At 49.7% G+C, this 18,332-nt stretch carries 17 protein-coding genes and 1 pseudogene; 13 read left to right on the top strand and 5 right to left on the bottom strand.

Translation table 11 applies throughout. The features are described 5' to 3' along the window. Positions 1-43: 43 nt before the first annotated feature. From EQU24_RS23015 to EQU24_RS11920, 6 genes and pseudogenes are all read left to right on the top strand, one after another. Positions 44-984, top strand: a pseudogene (locus EQU24_RS23015) (IS256 family transposase); the annotation flags it as partial. A gap of 43 nt (positions 985-1,027) precedes the next feature. Continuing rightward, positions 1,028-1,480, top strand: a complete 453-nt coding sequence (locus EQU24_RS11940) for a cupin-like domain-containing protein (RefSeq protein WP_175421684.1) — start codon at positions 1,028-1,030, stop codon at positions 1,478-1,480. 317 nt (positions 1,481-1,797) lie between these two features. Continuing rightward, entirely contained in the window at positions 1,798-2,481 is a 684-nt protein-coding gene (locus EQU24_RS11935) for a 4'-phosphopantetheinyl transferase family protein (RefSeq protein ID WP_017839285.1), read from the top strand. Positions 2,482-2,693: 212 nt separating this feature from the next. Further along, positions 2,694-3,071, top strand: coding sequence for a DUF4351 domain-containing protein (locus EQU24_RS11930; RefSeq protein WP_138767167.1), 378 nt, complete (start codon positions 2,694-2,696; stop codon positions 3,069-3,071). Between the two features lie 304 nt (positions 3,072-3,375). Then, positions 3,376-3,678 (top strand): toxin-antitoxin system TumE family protein, encoded by a 303-nt coding sequence (locus EQU24_RS11925; RefSeq protein WP_026130008.1) that lies wholly within the window; start codon positions 3,376-3,378, stop codon positions 3,676-3,678. Further along, positions 3,675-4,043: an HVO_A0114 family putative DNA-binding protein gene (locus EQU24_RS11920; protein ID WP_017839287.1), complete on the top strand. Its 369-nt coding sequence runs from the start codon at positions 3,675-3,677 to the stop codon at positions 4,041-4,043. The genes EQU24_RS11925 and EQU24_RS11920 overlap by 4 nt, the downstream gene beginning before the upstream one ends. Before the next feature lie 54 nt (positions 4,044-4,097). Here the strand turns inward: EQU24_RS11920 and tnpC are convergent, their stop codons facing one another. The 4 genes from tnpC to EQU24_RS11905 form a co-directional block, all read right to left on the bottom strand. Next, entirely contained in the window at positions 4,098-4,991 is an 894-nt protein-coding gene (gene tnpC / locus EQU24_RS23010; protein ID WP_244310882.1) for an IS66 family transposase, read from the bottom strand. Beyond that, positions 4,894-5,370: a hypothetical protein gene (locus EQU24_RS23005; RefSeq protein WP_244310881.1), complete on the bottom strand. Its 477-nt coding sequence runs from the start codon at positions 5,368-5,370 to the stop codon at positions 4,894-4,896. Before EQU24_RS23005 ends, tnpC begins: the two co-directional genes overlap by 98 nt. Beyond that, positions 5,327-5,680 (bottom strand): hypothetical protein, encoded by a 354-nt coding sequence (locus EQU24_RS23000; RefSeq protein ID WP_138767165.1) that lies wholly within the window; start codon positions 5,678-5,680, stop codon positions 5,327-5,329. The genes EQU24_RS23005 and EQU24_RS23000 overlap by 44 nt, the downstream gene beginning before the upstream one ends. 360 nt (positions 5,681-6,040) lie before the next feature. Next, entirely contained in the window at positions 6,041-6,259 is a 219-nt protein-coding gene (locus EQU24_RS11905) for an MbtH family protein (protein ID WP_017839289.1), read from the bottom strand. 589 nt (positions 6,260-6,848) lie between these two features. On the opposite strand from EQU24_RS11905, the gene EQU24_RS23290 reads away from it, so the two are divergent. Together EQU24_RS23290 and EQU24_RS11900 are read left to right on the top strand one after the other, a co-directional pair. Further along, complete coding sequence (locus tag EQU24_RS23290; protein WP_279633395.1) at positions 6,849-6,977, top strand: hypothetical protein; 129 nt, start codon at positions 6,849-6,851, stop codon at positions 6,975-6,977. A 183-nt stretch (positions 6,978-7,160) separates the two neighbouring features. Further along, the gene (locus EQU24_RS11900; RefSeq protein WP_244310880.1) at positions 7,161-8,099 is read left to right on the top strand and encodes a reverse transcriptase domain-containing protein; all 939 of its coding nucleotides are present in this window, start codon (positions 7,161-7,163) and stop codon (positions 8,097-8,099) included. Between the two features lie 454 nt (positions 8,100-8,553). Here EQU24_RS11900 and EQU24_RS11895 read toward each other — a convergent pair whose 3' ends face one another. After that, positions 8,554-9,060 (bottom strand): RNA polymerase sigma factor, encoded by a 507-nt coding sequence (locus EQU24_RS11895; protein ID WP_017839290.1) that lies wholly within the window; start codon positions 9,058-9,060, stop codon positions 8,554-8,556. Positions 9,061-10,084: 1,024 nt separating this feature from the next. Here EQU24_RS11895 and EQU24_RS11885 point away from each other — a divergent pair. The 5 genes from EQU24_RS11885 (at position 10,085) to EQU24_RS11865 (ending at position 18,328) form a co-directional block, all read left to right on the top strand. After that, positions 10,085-11,773, top strand: a complete 1,689-nt coding sequence (locus EQU24_RS11885) for a cyclic peptide export ABC transporter (protein WP_017839291.1) — start codon at positions 10,085-10,087, stop codon at positions 11,771-11,773. Positions 11,774-11,785: 12 nt separating this feature from the next. Further along, complete coding sequence (locus tag EQU24_RS11880; RefSeq protein WP_017839292.1) at positions 11,786-14,176, top strand: penicillin acylase family protein; 2,391 nt, start codon at positions 11,786-11,788, stop codon at positions 14,174-14,176. Between the two features lie 263 nt (positions 14,177-14,439). Then, positions 14,440-15,393 (top strand): FecR family protein, encoded by a 954-nt coding sequence (locus tag EQU24_RS11875; RefSeq protein ID WP_017839293.1) that lies wholly within the window; start codon positions 14,440-14,442, stop codon positions 15,391-15,393. Positions 15,394-15,674: 281 nt separating this feature from the next. After that, positions 15,675-16,868 carry a PepSY-associated TM helix domain-containing protein gene (locus tag EQU24_RS11870; protein ID WP_017839295.1) on the top strand — a complete coding sequence of 398 codons (1,194 nt, stop codon included), beginning with the start codon at positions 15,675-15,677 and terminating at the stop codon, positions 16,866-16,868. 77 nt (positions 16,869-16,945) lie between these two features. Continuing rightward, positions 16,946-18,328, top strand: coding sequence for an efflux transporter outer membrane subunit (locus EQU24_RS11865; RefSeq protein WP_017839296.1), 1,383 nt, complete (start codon positions 16,946-16,948; stop codon positions 18,326-18,328). The last annotated feature ends 4 nt before the right edge of the window (positions 18,329-18,332 follow it).

Here is an 18,332-nt window from a genome sequence, read left to right as displayed (position 1 = left end):
TTTTAATATCCGGGATTGTTTCGAATTGGAAGGCTTATTCGCGGTGGAAGCGGCCTTGCCCTGGCTATATTTGCGAGGCATTTCAACAGGCGACATGCAGTCGGCCTTATCGGTTCTGTTGGGTGACGATGCTAAAGGCTTGTCGCCTGCCGTGGTTAGCCGTCTGAAAGCCCAGTGGGCTGAAGATTATCTGGCCTGGAGTCGACGAGATTTATCGCAGGAACGCACGGTGTATGTCTGGGCCGACGGTATCTATTCGACGCTGTGGGGCGAGGATGAGAGCCTGTGTTTACTGGTCATCATCGGTGTCAACGAACAAGGTGAGGAACGCTTGCTGGCCTAATCGGATGGTTATCGGGAATCGAAAGCCTCTTGGTTGAGTGTCTTACAGGATTTACAGGCACGGGGGCACCTAAATTGGCCACCGGCGATGGTGCGTTGGGATTTTGGTCTGCTGTCAATGAGGCCTGGCCCACAACACAACACCAGCGTTGCTGGGTACATAAGACCGCGAATGTGTTAGCGGCGATACCGGATTCGATCCAAGGTAAAGCCAAGGCGGGGCTGAAGGAGATCTGGATGGCGGATACCAAAGCCCAGGCCAATAAAGCCTTTGACACGTTCTTACTTGATTTTGAAGCCAAGTATCCGAAGGCAGTGAGCGTGTTGGCAAAAGACCGTGAATCGTTATTGGCCTTTTACGACTTTCCCGCCGAGCACTGGATACACATTCGGACGACGAATCCGATCGAATCCAGCTTTGGGACGATACGCCATCGAACAACCCGCACTAAGAACTGCGTGTCGCGCAATACCTTGTTGGGCTTAGTGTTCCAATTGGCGCTAACCGCCGAGAAGAGTTGGCGCAAGATTCGCGGCTTTAAACGATTGCCGGAGGTGATTGAGGGCATCCGTTTTCAGGATGGCATTGCTGTCATCATGGAACCGAAGCAGACAGAAGATACACAGCAGATGGCCGCCTGATTCAATTCAGCCATACACCAGATTTGACTATATCTCGGATCCGTTGGCGGTTTGCTATATCGGGAGTCATGTATATTCCCAGCTCCATTTTCATCCTTATGGAAAAGCTTTGCTTTGTGTTGTTTCTGGCCGTAAAAAAGTTAAACTTTTCGCACCTGATCAAACTAAATTTTTATATCAGAAATATAATTTTAGCAAAATTACGGAGGAGCCCGTTGATTTAGAAAAGTATCCTTTGTATGTAAATGCAAACTACTATGAGTGTGAAGTCAACGCGGGAGAAATGCTCTTTTTTCCAATCTATTGGTGGCATGGCGTTGACACGCAGGAATTCACATCGGCTGTTGTTTTTTTCTGGAATGATCCACGTCGTTTGAGATGGCTGCCCCCACCGGGCATACCTTGGCATACACCTTTACTATTTGAAATTGCTTCTTGGTATTTTAAGGGGAAAGCAATTCTGCGGAAATTAGCGAGTTATCAAGATAGAAGTTGAACAGTCCTCGATTTAGGCTTTTACTCTTTCCAATTTTGATGCTTGGTACTAAATGACTGTTGTGTATTGAATCCGCTGGCCGGTAAAAGTGTTGTATACATCCTTTTGTCCGATTTTTTCCATTATTCCAATCCCGCACCTCGCATATGCTGCCGTAAACTCAGCGGTCGCATATTGATTCAGACTTCCTTGATGTAATCCGGGCATTCTTACTAGGGGCTGACGGCGCGCTTGTCGTTGGGGATTTCCTTGTATCGGGCCGGATCGAATATTGCTTTTCGTGATCGACGATTTGATCGATCGCAGGATGATTATGTATGGAGATCGATTTATGGTTTGAAACGTTAGTCATTACCGATGAAGAGTATCGGTATTATTGGTCTCTACTGGACAAAAATGAGCAAGATAAGGCCTTGCGTTTTGTGCAAACAAGGCGTGGCCGGAGTTATGTGGCAAGCCACGGGAAGCTCAGGTTGATTTTGGCCGAGTATCTGGGCATGCCTCCTGAAACAATCACGTTTTCAACACAAGCGCACGGCAAACCTTTTGTTGCCTGCGGCAATTCCAATGGCATTAGATTCAATTTGGCTCATTCCGGCGATCATATGGCGGTTGGTGTCGGTTATGCTTATGATATCGGCGTCGATATCGAAGTATGGACGGATCGGGTCGATTATCATGGGATTGTGGCGTTATGTTTTTCTGAGGAAGAGACTCGGTTTTGGTCGGATTTGCCGAAGGAGCGGCTGCAAGAATTTTTTTACAGACTTTGGACAAGGAAAGAAAGCTTCATCAAAGCTGTCGGCCTAGGATTTTCGTTAGATGTTTCTCAAGTGGAAACCGCAGTGCAAGGGCCGAGCCGATTCTTGTCGTTGCCGAGCGGATGCGGTTCGCCGAAAGGATGGTGTTTGATCGATTTGGATTTAGCTAATGGCTTGAGTGGTGCAGTGACTATTTCGGGCGCGGATATGCCGAAGATTGTTTACAAGCATCTCGGGTAGGGGTCTGGTTGTAGGTTGCGGTAGTTCCTTGTGGGCTGGATCTCGGCAATCCCTAACGAGATGACGTTGTTAATAAATAGGGTCGGATCCTGAGATATCCCCAAAAAATAGCTATATAAAATAATTTGCTATGGTTGAAAATTGAAAGATAAGTTGGTTTTTTCGTATACATTGGTAGAAAAAGGGGTTACATATTTGAGCAATTATTTCGGTTGTCGCGCGATTACGCGCGGCAGGATATTATGGAGTTGTTACGGGTCATAGATTGGCTGATGCAGCTCCCGGATGAGTTAGAACGGCAATTAACCGATGAAATCAAACAACTGGAGGCGGAAACGATGACTTATGTGATGTCGATAGAGCGTTTGGCTCTGGAGCAAGGTAAATTGGAAGGGAAGGCCGAAGGAAAAGTGGAAGGAAAAATAGAGGGCGAGGCTGGACTGCTTCAGCGCCAGTTGATCAAACGCTTCGGCCCGTTGCCGGGCGCGATTCAACGACGTCTGGATCAAGCCACGTCGGAGCAACTCGAAATCTGGGCAGAGCGGATTTTGGATGCGCCGAACTTGCCGGCGGTGTTCGACGATCATTGAACACCGTAGCCCGGATGGAGCGCAGTGCAATCCGGGACAGGCGAGGCTACGAATTCCCCGTATTCCGCTGGCGCTGCATACGGGCTACGCGCTACGAAAGTATTCGCGGATACATCATAAAAAATTCATTCGCCATGAAGATAAACGACTATAAAGTCAACAACATAATGTTTCATGTAATATATAACTTATTGTTATTTATGCGCTGCATTCCCAAGCAAAGAGCTTGGGAACTAGCGATTTGTGGGGATACCTCAGGATCTGACCTTTTAAAACATTGCTTCTAAGCACTATATTGCTTAGAATGCAATACATGAAAACTAAAGCCGAACCGGTTTTAAATGAAAAAGTCGTCTTGGGAGAATGGACGGTGCAGATGGTCATTTGGCGGTTGGCCGCGCCGGTGGTGGGTAGCGACCATTTATATAAATACCGTCTATATTGCGGCCGTAATGGTCAATGCCGATTGCGTTATGACAATGAGCGAGGTAAGGGTGATCACATTCACGATGGCGAGAATGAAAGACCGTATTGGTTTACCGATTATGAAACCCTGATTAGTGATTTTCGCAGCGATGTGCGGCGCGTGATGGAGCGTGAACAATGAGTAAAGCGATTATTGAATTGAGCACTCTGGATAATGTATTTACCCGGTCGCTGGCGTTGGTCAAGGCGATTGACGCCGGCGAGTCAGCCCCGGCTGATTATCATCTGGGGTTTACCGATGCCGGGCAATTGTTTGCCGAGTTTACCGGCGAACGCTGCCGGTTGCTGGATGTGTTGAAAGCTACGGGGGCGCAATCCATTTACGCACTGGCCAAGCGACTCGGGCGCAATTACAGTAACGTGCACCGCGATATTCAAGCCATGATGGCGCACGGGTTGATTGAAAAAAGCGATGAGAATAAAGTGTATGTACCGTGGGATAGCGTAGAAATCCGGGTTACTCTGGGGGAGAGGCGGGTGGCGTGATTCCGGGTTCCGTCAGCAATACTGGCGTAATCGTTTAGCCCCCCCCTGTTCCTATCACGCCAAAACCGGCATAGGCAAACGAGGGACGGGTTGGTTTTTACGGCGTTCGGCCAGTGTTTGAGCAATAAACTCCCAAGGATTCAGGTCTCTCAAACGCGCGGTATCAATCACGCTCGCCAGCAAGGCAACCACGCGACTGCCTTGTGCCGTCCGCGAACCGAAGGTGATTTTGCGCAGCAATACCCAGTGCCGCAAACTGCGTTCCGCCACGTTGTTGGTCAATGGATGCGCCGGCGTTTCGACCACGCGCACGATGGCCTCCCAATCGTTGAGAAATTCGCCGGCTAATTGTCGGCTGTCAACATGCGCGATGTCTCGGTGCGTCTCGCAGAGCGAGCGCAGCAAGGTCAGCAACTGTTGATTCTGCGCCCATAAGGATTCGGCATCCGGCGGCGATTCGCGGAGTCGGTGGATGTTGCGCATCAACAGGATCATGGCCAATAACAAGGCTTCGCCGAAAGCTTGTCCTTCGCTATCCAGGCACTGATACAGTGCTCGGGCCTTGCGCACCAAGTGCGCCCAACAGCGCAAGCGCCTAGGAAAGATGCGATAGACGCTGTAGCCGTCGGTCATCAGTAAGCCGCAAAACGCTTCCCCTAAGAGCTGGTTCACGACGAGACGATGGCGTTTGCCCACTTGATAAATCACCGTCTGTGCGCTGACAAAGACCCAGAGCCAAAATAACTGCCCGGCTTCTTTCCAGGGTGTTTCATCGATATGTAAGAGGCCGGCGGCCTTGAGTTCCGCGATCAACTGCTCGTCGACGACCGGCGCAACGGCACGTCCCGCTTCATGAATGCATTGATTGATGGTGCTGGTGCTGAGGTAGATTCCCAGCCAATCGCGCAAATAGGCTTGGATTCTGCTGCGCGATGCCCGTAGGGACAATGAGAGATAAACCAAAAAAGCTAACCAACCGAGGGCCGCACAGATGCCATTCGCTCAGGGCTACGCTCCAGCCATCTTCGTCGGCGCCTCGCCCGGGCTCGGCGCGGGTTTGATGACCGCAGGGACAGGTCGCCGAGAAGTAGTCATGTCGGCTATGTTCGATTTGTAATTTCGGCGATTCGGCGTTGCCGATTTCAAGCTCCAGTTCGAACCGGGCGTTCCAGGGTCGGTAGTCGGTGTTGTCGGCAAACGATTGCCTACACGCGGCGCAGCAATCCGGGCGATGCTCAATTGTCCGTGTCACCGGTAAGGTCAGGTTGCGGCTATAGCCTGGGCTACCGACTTGGCGCCCGGCTTTTTTTAGGCTTTCCGCTATCACCGGTCGCCGCCGGAGGTGTTGCCGAGTCCTGGCTAGGTAAGTCATCTGACGAAGACTCAGACGAATCCAGTGCCGACAAGTCGTCCGTTGCCGGCGCTTCTTCCGACGGTTCGGCGCTGGATTGATTCGATTGCCAAGGCTCCCGGGATGACGGCGGACGCGAACTCGTATCCGGGGATTGTTTGAGTCGTTCTCGGGCTTCTTTGAGATCCGCCAACAGTTGCTTACTCAATGGACGCAACTCACCCTCCGGCAAATCATCCAGATAGTCCGTGTCCATTTGGCTAAGGTCTCGGTCGCTCAACGTCATGTCCTATAGCTTTTCATGTTTTAACGGGAGATGCTACTTTTTTAGTGATGGGGGGCTAAACGATTACATACTGGCAGAGTTAATCCCATATTTGAATATAAAAAAGCAGCGTAGCCCGGATGGAGCGTAGCGGAATACGGGGCCGGCGTGGCGATGAATTCCCCGTATTCCGCTTGCGCTGCATACGGGCTACGTGTTTTTTGGCAGGACGGTATTGCGCCACGTCCTGAATGTTTCGGCCGTGGCTAAGGCAAGTCGAGATATTTGGGGCAAATTGAAACGTTAGGGACGGGTTAAATAACCCGTCCTGCAAAGTTGCCGATGTTTTTTCAACCCCCAACGAGAACAGAGCCTAAAATTTTACTCCAATCCGGCTTGCTGCATATGCTGCCGTAAGCTTAATGGTCGCATATCCGTCCAGGTTTCGTTGATATAATCAAGGCATATCTGTTTTAGGCCTTTGGGGCCGACGGCTTTCCAGCCGTTTGGGATGTCTTTGTATTCCGGCCAGATGGAGTATTGCTCTTCGTGATTGATTACGACCTGATAAATAGTTGTGTCTTCCTCGTCCCAATTCATGCCATTCTCCGTCCGCTGAAAATCTTGGAGTGTGCCACAGGCACACAAACTGACGCTATACGGAAATAGCGATCAGATGTGTATAAGCTCATTGGAAGATGATGGTAGGTCCATCAAAGTCTGTTGTCGGAAACCGGCTTTAAACCACCTCAAGCTGCTTGTATTAAGAGTGCAGGTAGTGAGCGTTGAGGAAAAGCTAATTCATAATTAGCAGGTAGGGTACAGAGAGACGAGTTAAACCGAACCTATGTTGACGCGTCGTTATTCAGAGACTCGACATCAAAACCTGGGGCGTCCAAGACTTCAGGGATGAGTCTGCAAGCGGATCCGAAGTCTGTGCAGATGGTGTCCGGCGTATAGTGGGCGTGACTCTGTACCGGGCTTTCAATGGGAACTGTGGGAACCAGTCATCATGATGTTAAGGGAGAAATGCAAATCACTAAATTGATAAGTATGAGAGTACCGATGCGTGATACTGGGGCGGAGTTGCTCGTAGTAGTGTTGAAGCGTTTGTAATGAACGAGGAGCGAAGGGGCAACATCAGGCAGCCTTTATTGCTATCACAACTGTTGAAAGGCAGGAGGATGATATGAGCGAGGCAAAGCCATTTGTCATTTCGAAATGGCAAGTGATGCGTGCATTTGAATTGGTGAAAGCCAATGCGGGTGCTGCAGGTGTTGATAGGCAATCGTTGGCAGATTTTTTGAAAGAAATCTGAAAGACAATCTTTACAAGTTATGGAATCGGCTGTCGTCCGGCAGTTACTTCCCGCCGCCTGTCAAAGCGGTAGCCATACCGAAGAAAGCAGGTGGCGAACGGATTTGGGTATACCCACCGTGAGTGATCGTATTGCTCAGATGGTCGTCAAACTGGAATTTGAACCCCAGGTTGAGCCGCACTTTTGCCTGACTCGTATGGCTACAGGCCGAATAAGTCAGCACTCGATGCGGTGGGTGTCACGCGAGAACGTTGTTGGCGCTATGACTGGGTACTTGAGTTTGATATTAAGGGATTATTCGACAATATACCGCATGATCTATTGCTTAAAGCGGTCTATAAGCATACCGATACGGCTTGGGTGAGATTGTATATCGAGCGCTGGTTGACGGTGCCGATGCAGATGCCCAATGGGGAATTGAGTAGCCGGGGAAAAGGCACGCCACAAGGTGGAGTTGTCAGTCCGGTGCTCAGTAATCTGTTTCTGCACTATGTCTTCGACAAATGGTTGCAAAAGCACTACTCGGATACACCCTGGTGTCGTTATGCCGATGATGGTCTGGTGCACTGCCGGAGTGAGGCAGAAGCCAAACACATGCTGGAAGCACTGAAACAACGCTTTCAGTCCTGTGGGCTTGAACTTCATCCGGTGAAAACCAAGATTGTTTACTGTAAAGATGGAAGTCGCAAAGGGCGCTATAAGCATACCTCCTTTGATTTTCTGGGGTATACGTTCAGACGGCGACTGTGTAGGAATCGCAAAAGAAACAGTGTGTTTGTAAACTTTACGCCGGCGGTGAGTAAAGCGGCGCTGAAGTCAATGCGAGGAAAGGTCAGAAAGTTACGAGTCAGAACGCGTACCGAGTTGAGCTTAGGGCAAATAGCACAATGGTTGAATCCCATCATTAGGGGATGGATAGGCTATTATGGTTGTTATACCCGATCTGCGTTATATGGTATGTGTCGTCACGTCAACATGACTCTGGTGAGGTGGGTAAGACGAAAGTTCAAGCCGCTACGCCAGCATAAAATAAAGGCAATGCTGTTTCTGGAGAAGATTGCAGATCAACATCCAAACTTGTTTGCCCATTGGCGGGCGGGAATGATAGGTGCGTTTGCCTGATGGGAGCGGTATGAATCGAGAGGTTCACGTACCGTTCTGCGAGAGTCTGTGGGGGAAGTGCCTGCGGTCTACTCAACAACGGAGCGATAGCGAAGTGAAGATTTTTAGTCCCCGATAGCCGTAGCGCCGGGTGTTTTGCCGGAGTCTGCGCGAATAGCGTAGGCGGAGGCAAAATACAAGGCATCGCGACACGGCGTAAAGCCATTTGTGGGAGTGCTACGGAGCCGCATCGAGTTTACGATGATGTGGCGTAGTGGCACGGACGCAGGGCGAATCGGGGCCGCCGAAGGCAATAATCGCCAAGTCATTTTTCGCTGCTGAAATCGGACGGACCCCATTTCAGCTTTCGCGAAAAATCTTGGCGCGCTTGGATTAGATTGTTAATATGTAAGGCTGTGCGCTTTGCCGGTCATAGCCCTTCCAATGAATAAGACGATTTACTTTCATTTTCACCTCAGTCGTTACTAAGATCGGACTGACGGATTTTGAATTGTTGACGGTAATGCAATAATGCTCTCGATATCAGCTTTTCCACAGCGCTTCCGGAAATATTGAGTTCTACGGCTATTTCCGCGTAGGTCATGCCGTAAACGCGGTTTAAAATAAAGGCCTCTCTGACGCGCTCCGGCAATTCGTCAACAATAGCGGAAAAGATGGAAAGTTTTTCTTCGACCAAGGCCTGATGTTCGGCTGAAGGCGCTTCTTCGCTAGGTAGCAGCGAGGTGTTGTTGATATGTTTTTCGGTTACTTTTCGGTGCTTGATGTGGTCGTAGGCAAGGTTTTTGGCGGTACGAAATAGAAATCCCCTTGGATGATCTATCTTTTGCCTCCGGATTTCTTTGGAAAAAATGATAAAGACTTCCTGTACCAATTCGGCAGCGATCTCCGGACAATCGACGATGCGAGCCAAGTGCAGTTGTAATTCTGATTGATGTTCAATGTAAACGGATTCAAGATTCATGTTCTATTTCCGGTTTTTGACGGCGGGACTATTTTGCGGCGGTTAAAATTGTGTGCACTTGGATAGCGGTAACTGCCAAGCTATTCTTTGCAATAGTTAACTTAATATTAAGCAATTTTCGAGCCATGGATTATATGGCTTAAAAATCAAATATATATAGCTGCGCAAAGTAAGTTCATTTGGGTATGAATTATGTGATATGCCGCAATTTAGCTATGGTAAATGACGCAGTTTACTATTCCTGCAATAAGCACGTAGCCCGTATGAAGCGTAGCGGAATACGGGAATGGCGTGGCTTCGAACTTCCCGGATTGCGCTGCGCCCCATCCGGGTTACGCTGTTATAAAGACTCATTTGCAAAGTCATGAAAGCAATTATCGAGCCATATATTGTTGGCCTTAAATATCAACAGCTTAGAATCATACAGTAAGTCCATATGAGCATGATGTGTGTGATATGCCTTAATTTAGCTATGGCAAATAACACAGTTTAATATTTCTTCCTCCCTTGGCTGTTTACAGACAATGTGCGTTGTTTTGTATCGCAACGATTGTCGGTCAATTTTCGTTAACTTTTCCTTTTATACCTGCCTTACAACTGTGGTTATTTCACCTTCAAAGCGTCTTCCTTTATAAAGAGGGATAGACAGTTCTTATTTCTATGATTTATCTGAGTAATAAAATCTATATATATCATATGGATGCGGTTTTTTTTTGCCTGATCTATTAGATGATGAATTCATAATTCGGCTCGGAATCGACATGCCGGCCATCCTTTTTTACGGGTTCATTATTTCGTGTCGATAGGCATGAAATCGGCTAACTTCCCGATTGTACTGTAGGCGACATTTCAATTTAACGTTGCAAGTCTTATTCACGTTTTTTCTAGCCATGTAGCCCGTATGCAGCGTAGCTGAATACGGGACTGCGCGGCTTCGAACTTCCCGGATTGCGCTGCGCTCCATCCGGGCTACGCGAAATGGATAATCGGGCGATACTGTCAATTCGTAACCTTTGGAGTCGATATGTTGTTCTTTTTATGGCGATCATCGTGGATCATCATTACCGGAGTATTTCTATCGGGCGCTGTAAGCGGCCTAAGTAATGCCGCGTTGATTGCCTACATCAATACCAGTTTGGCCGGTAAGCTTGATATGGTTGCCGCCCCTTGGTGGTTTGCAGGACTTGCGGTTATCGTATTAGTCAGCCGATTTATCTCGCACTATTTGTTGAATCGATTCAGTACCAAAATGGTTCGGGATCTGCGGTTGCACATTAGTCGGTTGATCTTGAACGCGCCTTACCCTAATTTACAGAAAATCGGGAAACCGGTATTGCTGAGCCATTTGACCGAGGATGTCGCCGCGATTGCTAATGCAAGCGAACTTTTTCCGTTGCTGTGTATAAATTTTGCCATCGTAATCGGGTGCATGACCTATTTGAGCTGGCTGTCCTGGCAATTGGCGTCCGTATTGGCAGGCGTGATCCTGTTCGGCATAACAACGTTTAATCTGTGCAAAGACATACCGATGCGATCCGTGCGCAACGCGCGGGACGAATACGATGTGCTCAGCAGAGGATTTGCCGCATTGACCGAAGTTGTGCGGGAGCTGAAGCTGCATCGCCGGCGAAGCGATCAGTTTATTTCCGAATCTCTTGCCGGCAGCGCGGATGCCTATCGCGGCCATTCTTTCCGCGCTACTGTGGCTTATTTATGGGTAAATCAGTGGATACAATTTCTTTATTATCTAACCATCGGCTTGATTTTGTATGTATTCCCTGTATGGCAAACCCTTAATCAAGAAATTGTGAGCGGTTATGTCATCGTGTTTTTATTCATGATGTCGCCGCTCACTATCTTAACCAACAGCCTACCGGCATTCAGCAAGGCTAAAGTATCGTTGAATAGGATTCTTCAATTAGACGATAGACTGGCTGAATGCCATTCGGCTGATCGATTGGCCGAATTGACCATGCCGGAAAAGTTTAACGCATTAACTTTGTCGGGTCTGACCCATAATTTTCATCGGGAAAAGGAAAACCGCAATTTCATTCTCGGCCCCATCGATTTGGAATTCCGGCCGGGCGAGTTAGTGTTCCTGATCGGCGGCAACGGCAGCGGCAGCGGCAAGACGACTTTGGCAATGCTGTTGCTAGGTCTTTATCATCCCGAACAAGGCGTTATCCGCTGGAATGGCCGCGCTATCGAGGCCGGTAACCGCGACGCCTATATGCAGAATTTTTCGGCGATTTTTTCCGATTTTTATTTATTCGATCAATTGTACGGTGTGGATATCGAGCGGAATCGATCGTTGATGGACGATTATTTGCAACGCCTTCATCTCAATCATAAAGTGGAAATCGTAAACGGCCGGTTTTCTTCGCTGAATTTGTCTCAAGGTCAACGCAAACGCTTGGCGCTACTGGTGGCTTATTTAGAGGACAGGCCGTTTTATGTATTCGACGAATGGGCGGCCGATCAAGATCCGGAATTCAAACATTTGTTTTATACCGACTTGTTGCCGGCATTGAAAGCGCAAGGAAAAACGGTGCTGGCCATCACGCATGACGACAAATATTTTAATCTGGCCGACCGTTGCATCAAGCTCGATGAAGGCCGTATTACAGCCGTTGAGTATCCTCAGGCCCATAGACAGCGATCGCCCGATCAAGACGGTTTGCAGCCTGCCGATGCGGAAACGATGCCTCTTTGACAACCGTTTTCGATGATGACTAATAAGACTAAAAAAATTGGGTTAACGATTGGTTTGGGAGCTGTTGGTTTGTTAGCTGCGACAGCAGGCCTCGGCTATTGGTGGTTGTTCCAACCGCTGCCGGTTTTGGATGGCGAGTTTCAGTTGGCCCGATTGTCCGCTCCGGCCGGCATTGACACGGACAGCCACGGTATTCCGCTGATTCGCGCCGATAACCGGATCGATGCCGCACGGGTATTGGGTTACGTTACTGCCCGCGACCGCTTGTTTCAAATGGATTTGATGCGTCGTAAAACCGCCGGTCGTTTATCGGAGGTTTTCGGAGCAATGGCCGTCAATAGCGACACGCAAGCGCGAATCTATGGTTTCAACGTCAAAGCTAAGCAACTATTGCCAAAGTTGCCCGTGCACCACCGTCAATATTTGCAGGCCTATGCCGAGGGAGTAAACAGCTATCTTCAGCAAAATACTGCATTACCGTTCGAGTTTAAAGTGCTCGGTTATCGCCCTGGGCTTTGGCAAGCCGCAGACAGTTTGCTGATTGTGTTTGGTATGTTCGACAATCTGACCGCTTGGGCCGAACGCGGCGAGCGAATGCTTAGCGTTATGGAGCGCACCTTGCCCGCCGATGTCGTGGCGTTTTTTACTCCGGATAGCGACCGCTTTACCGATGCATTGATGCAACATGCCGCGTCGTTAAGGCCGCCGCAACCAATCCCTGTTCAATCCATGCAGACCTTGTTGGCCAACCGCTCTACCAGCTTCGGAACATTAGCCACCGCTTCGCCCGGCGAAGAGCTGGCCGGTTCGAATGCCTGGGCGGTAAGCGGCAGCAAAACGGGCGATGGCCGAGCGATATTGGCTAACGACATGCATCTAGGCATTAGTGTGCCTAACATTTGGTACCGGGTCGAACTTCACTATCCCAAAGTTAAAGCGGCTGGTCTCAATTTACCGGGTACGCCTTTTCTAATTGCCGGCAGTAACCAACATGTTGCATGGGGTATGACGAATTTAGCCGGCGACTTTCTGGATTTGGTCAAGCTGGAAATCAATCCGGATAACTCCGGGCAATATCGGCATGGCGATGCTTGGTGCGATTTCGGCGAACGCCGGGAAGTGATTGAGATTAAGGGCGAAGAGTCCAAGTTATTAACGGTTAGAGAAACGCTTTGGGGGCCGGTTGCTCAACAACCTATACTGGACGAGCCGGTCGCGATTCATTGGGTTGCCTTGGATGTCGATGCGGTTAATATCGATATTTTGGAACTGGAACAGAGTGAAACGTTGGAGCAGTCGTTGGCGGTTGCCAATCGGGCCGGCGGACCGCAATTGAATGTCGTGCTCGCCGATGAACACGGGCATATCGCCTGGACTCTGACCGGTAAAATTCCTCGCCGGTTTGGCGGAGACGGCTTGATTAGCCGTTCTTGGGCGGACGGCAAAACCGGCTGGAATCACTATGTTCAGCCCAGCGACATGCCTCGGATTGTCGATCCGCCGGCAGGCATTATAGTTTCGGCCAACGAGCGGCGTTTTGCCGCCGATTTCCCTTACACGATCGGTCATCAGTTTGCCAACGGCTATCGTGCCTATCGGATCGATCAGCGCCTCAAGCAAACGAAACAGCATAGCGAATGGTCCCTGTTTAACCTGCAACAAGATACCGAAACCGAATTCTACAGCTATTATCAGCAACTGGCTTTACAAGTGCTGACGCCGGAAGTGGTCAACCAGCAGCCGGCATTGGCGGAATTGCGCGGCTATTTGATGCGTTGGAACGGCCGCGCCGATATCGAAAGCTTGGGGCTGCCGGTCTTGATCGAATTTCGCAAACAATTGATCGATGCGGTGCTCTCGCCGTTTTTGAGCGCATGCAAACAAGCCGACAAGGACTTTGTTTATGCCTGGAATTACGTCGATACTCCCTTGCAGACTTTGTTGAATGAAAAACCCGCGCCATTATTGCCGGACCCAAGGTATAACAACTGGGATCGGTTTATCCTGGCGCAATTGGTCGTCAGTACCGAAAAAGCCATGTCCCGCCATTCGGGCATTACCTTGGCCGACCTAAATTGGGGTAAACAAAATGTCGTCGGTCACGCCCATCCTTTCTCCAAGGCCTTTTCGCTGCTGTCGCCGGTGCTGGATATGCCGCGTCGGCCGGTGGCCGGTTGCGGCGGTTATTGCGTGCGGGTGACAGGTCCCGACTATGGTGCCAGCGAGCGCTTGGTGGTGTCGCCGAATCATCTGCAAGACGGCATTTTGCATATGCCGGGCGGGCAATCCGGCCATCCGCTGTCTGCATTTTACCGGGACCAGCAACCGTTTTGGCTGGACGGTTTACCTCTCTCTCTGATCGCGGACCATCCGGAGCACACGCTTCGTTTGATTCCTGAATAAATAATTAAATGCTGACGGCGCTTTTCGATAAAATACACAAATATTGTGGCTATTCAAGGAAGGTTGAAAATGCCTCGGATTGTTACGGTTTATTCTCCCTTGAATAACGATAATTCGGTCGGCGGCATTCGCTGAGTGTAATTATTCACATCCCCTATCGTTCCCACGCGGAGCGTGGGAACGATAATTGTTGGGGGACTGATTAGTTACCGCTGAGTAGTTATTAAAATATCAATACTATATTAAAGATCGGGTGAACTATTGTGGGACCCAATAATAACGACAGCATAGATGAACAAGCCGTAACATGGTTTGTTCGATTGCGTGCCGATAACGTCAGCCGGCAAGAAAGAGCGTCATTTATTCAGTGGTTGGAGCAAGCCGCCGAACACCGCACAGCGTTCTATGAAATCTGCGTCATGTGGGGCGATGAAGCCTTTTTACAAAGCCTTACCGACAGCGCGAACAAACACGGCATTGCCCCGAAGCCCAAAAAAAAACGCCGCATTAAAACCGCAATCCCTTTGGCTTTAGCCGCCTGTTTCGTCCTTGCCGTTTCGCTTTCGGGGCAGCTTCATGTCCTGTTGAATGCGGATTACTCGGCAAGGCAGGGCGAGCTTAAAACAGTTCAACTGGAAGACGGTACGACCGTGATGCTCAACACTGACAGTGCGGTGGCAGTAAAAATGGAAGCCGGGCAACGCTTGGTAGAATTGCTGAAAGGCGAAGTCTATTTCGATGTAAAACCCGACCGCAGCCGCCCCTTTCTTGTAAAAGCGGACCGCTCGACGACTCGTGTGTTGGGCACGCGTTTCTTCGTCCATCGTAAAAGCGATAGCGATGAAATCAAGGTGCTTTCCGGGCGAGTTGAAGTTTCTGAAAGCAGGTATGGGAAAAAACCACTGGTACTAAACAATCAGGAGTCCGTGACCGTTTACGAGACAACCATGGGCCAATTGAAAAAACTGGATTCCAAGTTGACTACGTCTTGGATTAACGGCGTCTTGGTATATGAAAATGAGACGTTGGAAACCGTTATCGATCAGATCAATCGATACCGGTTCGGAGTGGTCTATTTCAGAGACGAAAGGTTACGCAATTTAAGAATCAATGGCCGCCTTAGAATCAAGGATTCCCGCGATATGTTAGATGTTTTGCAAAAAACGATGGATATTAAGATAACTTATCTGACCGATTGGGTGGTTATAGTCGGCTAGTTTGCATGCAAGTTTAATCGTCGCATGCGCCGCCGCCAGTGGGAGCGACGCCTTCGTCGCGAAAAATAAAGTCGCGCCGTTCCCGTATTCCGCTGCGCTGCATACGGGCTACGTGTGCAGCGTGTTACGTCAATTAACGGTATGTTTTGGCGACTGCCAATTGCTTAGCCAATTGTCGGCAGTTTTTCAAATTCTTCGCGGTAGTCGGGTATTTTTAAGACTTAATCGTCTTCTTATAAATATGTCTAAACCTTATTGACTGAGAAGACTTTGGAGTTTTTATGAAAATCCGCCCTTTTGGGGTACTCGTTCATCGATATTCAGGTTTGGCGATGACCGTTTTTTTGGTTATAGTCGGTTTAACCGGGAGTTTTTTGGCTTTTTACAAGGAGCTAGATAGCACTATCAATCCGCAATTGTATGTTGAAGCGAACGGTCGTAGCCCGCTCGAGCCTTTAGTACTGATCGAGCATGCTGCCTTGCACGCAGCCCCAAAAGCCGATGTGCAATCATTGTGGATGAGTCCTGAAGCCGCACAAATATCGGTGTCGCCTCGACTTAACGCACAAACCGGAAAATTATTCGAACTGGATTTCGATCAATTGATAGTCGATCCATATACAGGCGAAGAGTTGGGCAGACGTCAGTGGGGCAGTATTACCGAGGGGATGATTAATCTAATGCCTTTTATCTACAAGCTACATTTCAATCTGGCGTTGGGTGAATGGGGTAAGTGGATTTTAGGTATTACTGCCTTGATTTGGACGGTCGATTGTTTTGTCGGCTTTTATTTGACTCTGCCTGCCAAGCTGTTTGTCGCACAAAACAATACATCGACCAGCGCGTCGTTTTGTCAGCGTTGGCGGCGATCCTGGACGATCAAGTGGCGGGGGTCTTCTTTTCGAATCAATTACGATTTACATCGCGCCGGCGGACTGTGGGTATGGCTGGCGTTATTGGTGTTTGCCTGGTCGAGTGTGTACATGAATTTGAGCGATACTGTCTATCAAAAGGTCATGCAATCGGTCAGCGATTATCACCAACCCTGGACCGACATCGGAGATTTACCGGAACCTTTAACACATCCTACAATCGATTTACGTCAAGCATATCTATTAAGTCATCAAGCCATGAGCCGAGCCGCTACCGAACATGGGTTCGAAATCGAGGCGCCGGTTGCGATATGGTTCAATTCGGCCAAAGGATTTTATGTGTATTGCGTGCGCAGTAGCACCGATATTCAAGATCATGCCGGCCAAACCCGAGTCGTGATTGACGCCTCCACCGGGGAACAAAAAATGCTGTTGTTGGCTAGCGGACAATATAATGGTAACACGGTGACATCCTGGTTGATGGCTCTGCATATGGCCAATATTTTCGGTTTGCCATACCGGATATTTGTTTGTGCGTTGGGGTTGATTATTGTCATGCTATCGGTTACCGGTGTCGTGATTTGGTTGAAGAAGCGTCGTTAATGTCGGTGCCATATTTATTCATGTACTCGCCGAGAAAAGCGAACGTTAGTTGTTCCGCAAGGTCCTGCCGCAAAACAATGAAAGTGTCTTCGCGGCTGCTTGCCCAGTTATCGCTAACCATCTGTGTAGCGTTGGCGGGTTGCACTACAGCTCAAGAACGCGATGCTCAGGCATTGGATTTTCCGGTTGCCGAACAATGGCGTGAAGCCGACGCCATTGTCGAGCCGTTAGTCGCTTCCTGGGTGGAGACGTTTAACGACCCGCTATTGACTGCCATGGTACACGAAGGCCTTGTTAACAACTTTGATCTGAAAGCCGCCGTAGCTCGTATCGATGCAGCTCGTGAACAAGCCGTCATTGCCGGCTCGGAGCGTTTGCCTGAATTATTTTTTTCGCCCGGTTACCAAAGAAGCAAGAACGATAGCAACATCGGCGCTTCGGTATTCGGAGCGTTTAGCGCTCTATTCAATTTCAACTGGGAATTGGACGTTTGGGGCCGAATCAAAGCAGGGCAACAGGCGGCCGAGGAAGAGGCCTTGGCCGCCGCCGACGATTTTCGGGCGGCACAGTTATCGTTAGCGGCACGAATCGCTCAGGTTTATTTCGAATGGCTCGAAGCGCAATTACAAACGCAGGTTGCGGAACAGTCGGTCAAGGATAGAAGCATCATCGCCGGCCTGATACGCGGCCGCTTCAATAAAGGCTTAAGCCGCGGCCTCGATCTAAGGCTGGTATTGACCGATGTAGCCAATGCCGAAGCGCAACTGGCGCAAGCCCGTAACGATGTGCAGCGTCTTGGGCGCCAGTTGCAAGCGCTGCTGGCCCGCTATCCGGATGACAGTATACTCATGCGGCATCGAGCCTTGCCGCAACCGCCGATGGCTTTAACGGCGGGCCTTCCCTCCGAACTGTTGGCGCGCCGCCCCGATGTGATGGCTGCTTTCAAACGTTTACGCGCTGCCGACTCTCGACTGGAAAGCGTCGAGAAAGCGCTGCTGCCGCGAATTACGTTAACCGCTGCCGGCGGCACCGGCAGTCCGGCGCTAACCGAATTGGTCGACCCGCGTGCGGTGGCTTGGAACGTGGCGATCGGACTGGTTCAACCGTTGTTCACTGGCGGTCGCCTACAAGGCGAGATTCGCCTGAATGAAGCCCGGGTCAGCGATGTTTTCAATCAATACCAAAGCGTGGCACTCAATGCCTTTCGCGAGGTAGAGCAAGCGCTGGCTGCCGAATCCCGGCTGCGTGCGCAAGAAAAGGCCTTACGGGAAGCGGTCGACCAAACCGAAGCCAGCCGGAAACTGGCCGTGTATTCCTATCAGCAGGGGCTGATTGAAATTCTGACCTTGCTCGATAGCTATCGTAGTACGCTCAATGCGCAAAGCGCGCATCTACAAGTGCAAAGACAATTACTCAACAACCGAATCACTCTGTACTTGGCATTAGGCGGTGCCGTTTGAACGA

The sequence above is a fragment of the Methylotuvimicrobium buryatense genome (assembly GCF_005931095.1).
Taxonomy (GTDB): domain Bacteria; phylum Pseudomonadota; class Gammaproteobacteria; order Methylococcales; family Methylomonadaceae; genus Methylotuvimicrobium; species Methylotuvimicrobium buryatense.
The sequence above is the reverse complement of the archived record's forward strand: the minus strand, read 5'-3'. Positions and strand labels throughout refer to the sequence as shown.

Bases quoted from the DNA above. Each gene is read 5' to 3' on its own strand.
- EQU24_RS11865 (WP_017839296.1), top strand. From the start codon at position 16,946: ATGAAAGTGTCTTCGCGGCTGCTTGCCCAGTTATCGCTAACCATCTGT.
- EQU24_RS11920 (WP_017839287.1), top strand. From the start codon at position 3,675: ATGAGTAAAGCGATTATTGAATTGAGCACTCTGGATAATGTATTTACC.
- EQU24_RS11870 (WP_017839295.1), top strand. From the start codon at position 15,675: ATGAAAATCCGCCCTTTTGGGGTACTCGTTCATCGATATTCAGGTTTG.
- EQU24_RS11885 (WP_017839291.1), top strand. From the start codon at position 10,085: ATGTTGTTCTTTTTATGGCGATCATCGTGGATCATCATTACCGGAGTA.
- EQU24_RS11935 (WP_017839285.1), top strand. From the start codon at position 1,798: ATGGAGATCGATTTATGGTTTGAAACGTTAGTCATTACCGATGAAGAG.
- EQU24_RS11880 (WP_017839292.1), top strand. From the start codon at position 11,786: ATGATGACTAATAAGACTAAAAAAATTGGGTTAACGATTGGTTTGGGA.
- EQU24_RS23000 (WP_138767165.1), bottom strand. From the start codon at position 5,680: ATGACGTTGAGCGACCGAGACCTTAGCCAAATGGACACGGACTATCTG.
- EQU24_RS11905 (WP_017839289.1), bottom strand. From the start codon at position 6,259: ATGAATTGGGACGAGGAAGACACAACTATTTATCAGGTCGTAATCAAT.
- EQU24_RS23290 (WP_279633395.1), top strand. From the start codon at position 6,849: ATGAGCGAGGCAAAGCCATTTGTCATTTCGAAATGGCAAGTGATGCGT.
- EQU24_RS11895 (WP_017839290.1), bottom strand. From the start codon at position 9,060: ATGAATCTTGAATCCGTTTACATTGAACATCAATCAGAATTACAACTG.
- EQU24_RS11925 (WP_026130008.1), top strand. From the start codon at position 3,376: ATGCAATACATGAAAACTAAAGCCGAACCGGTTTTAAATGAAAAAGTC.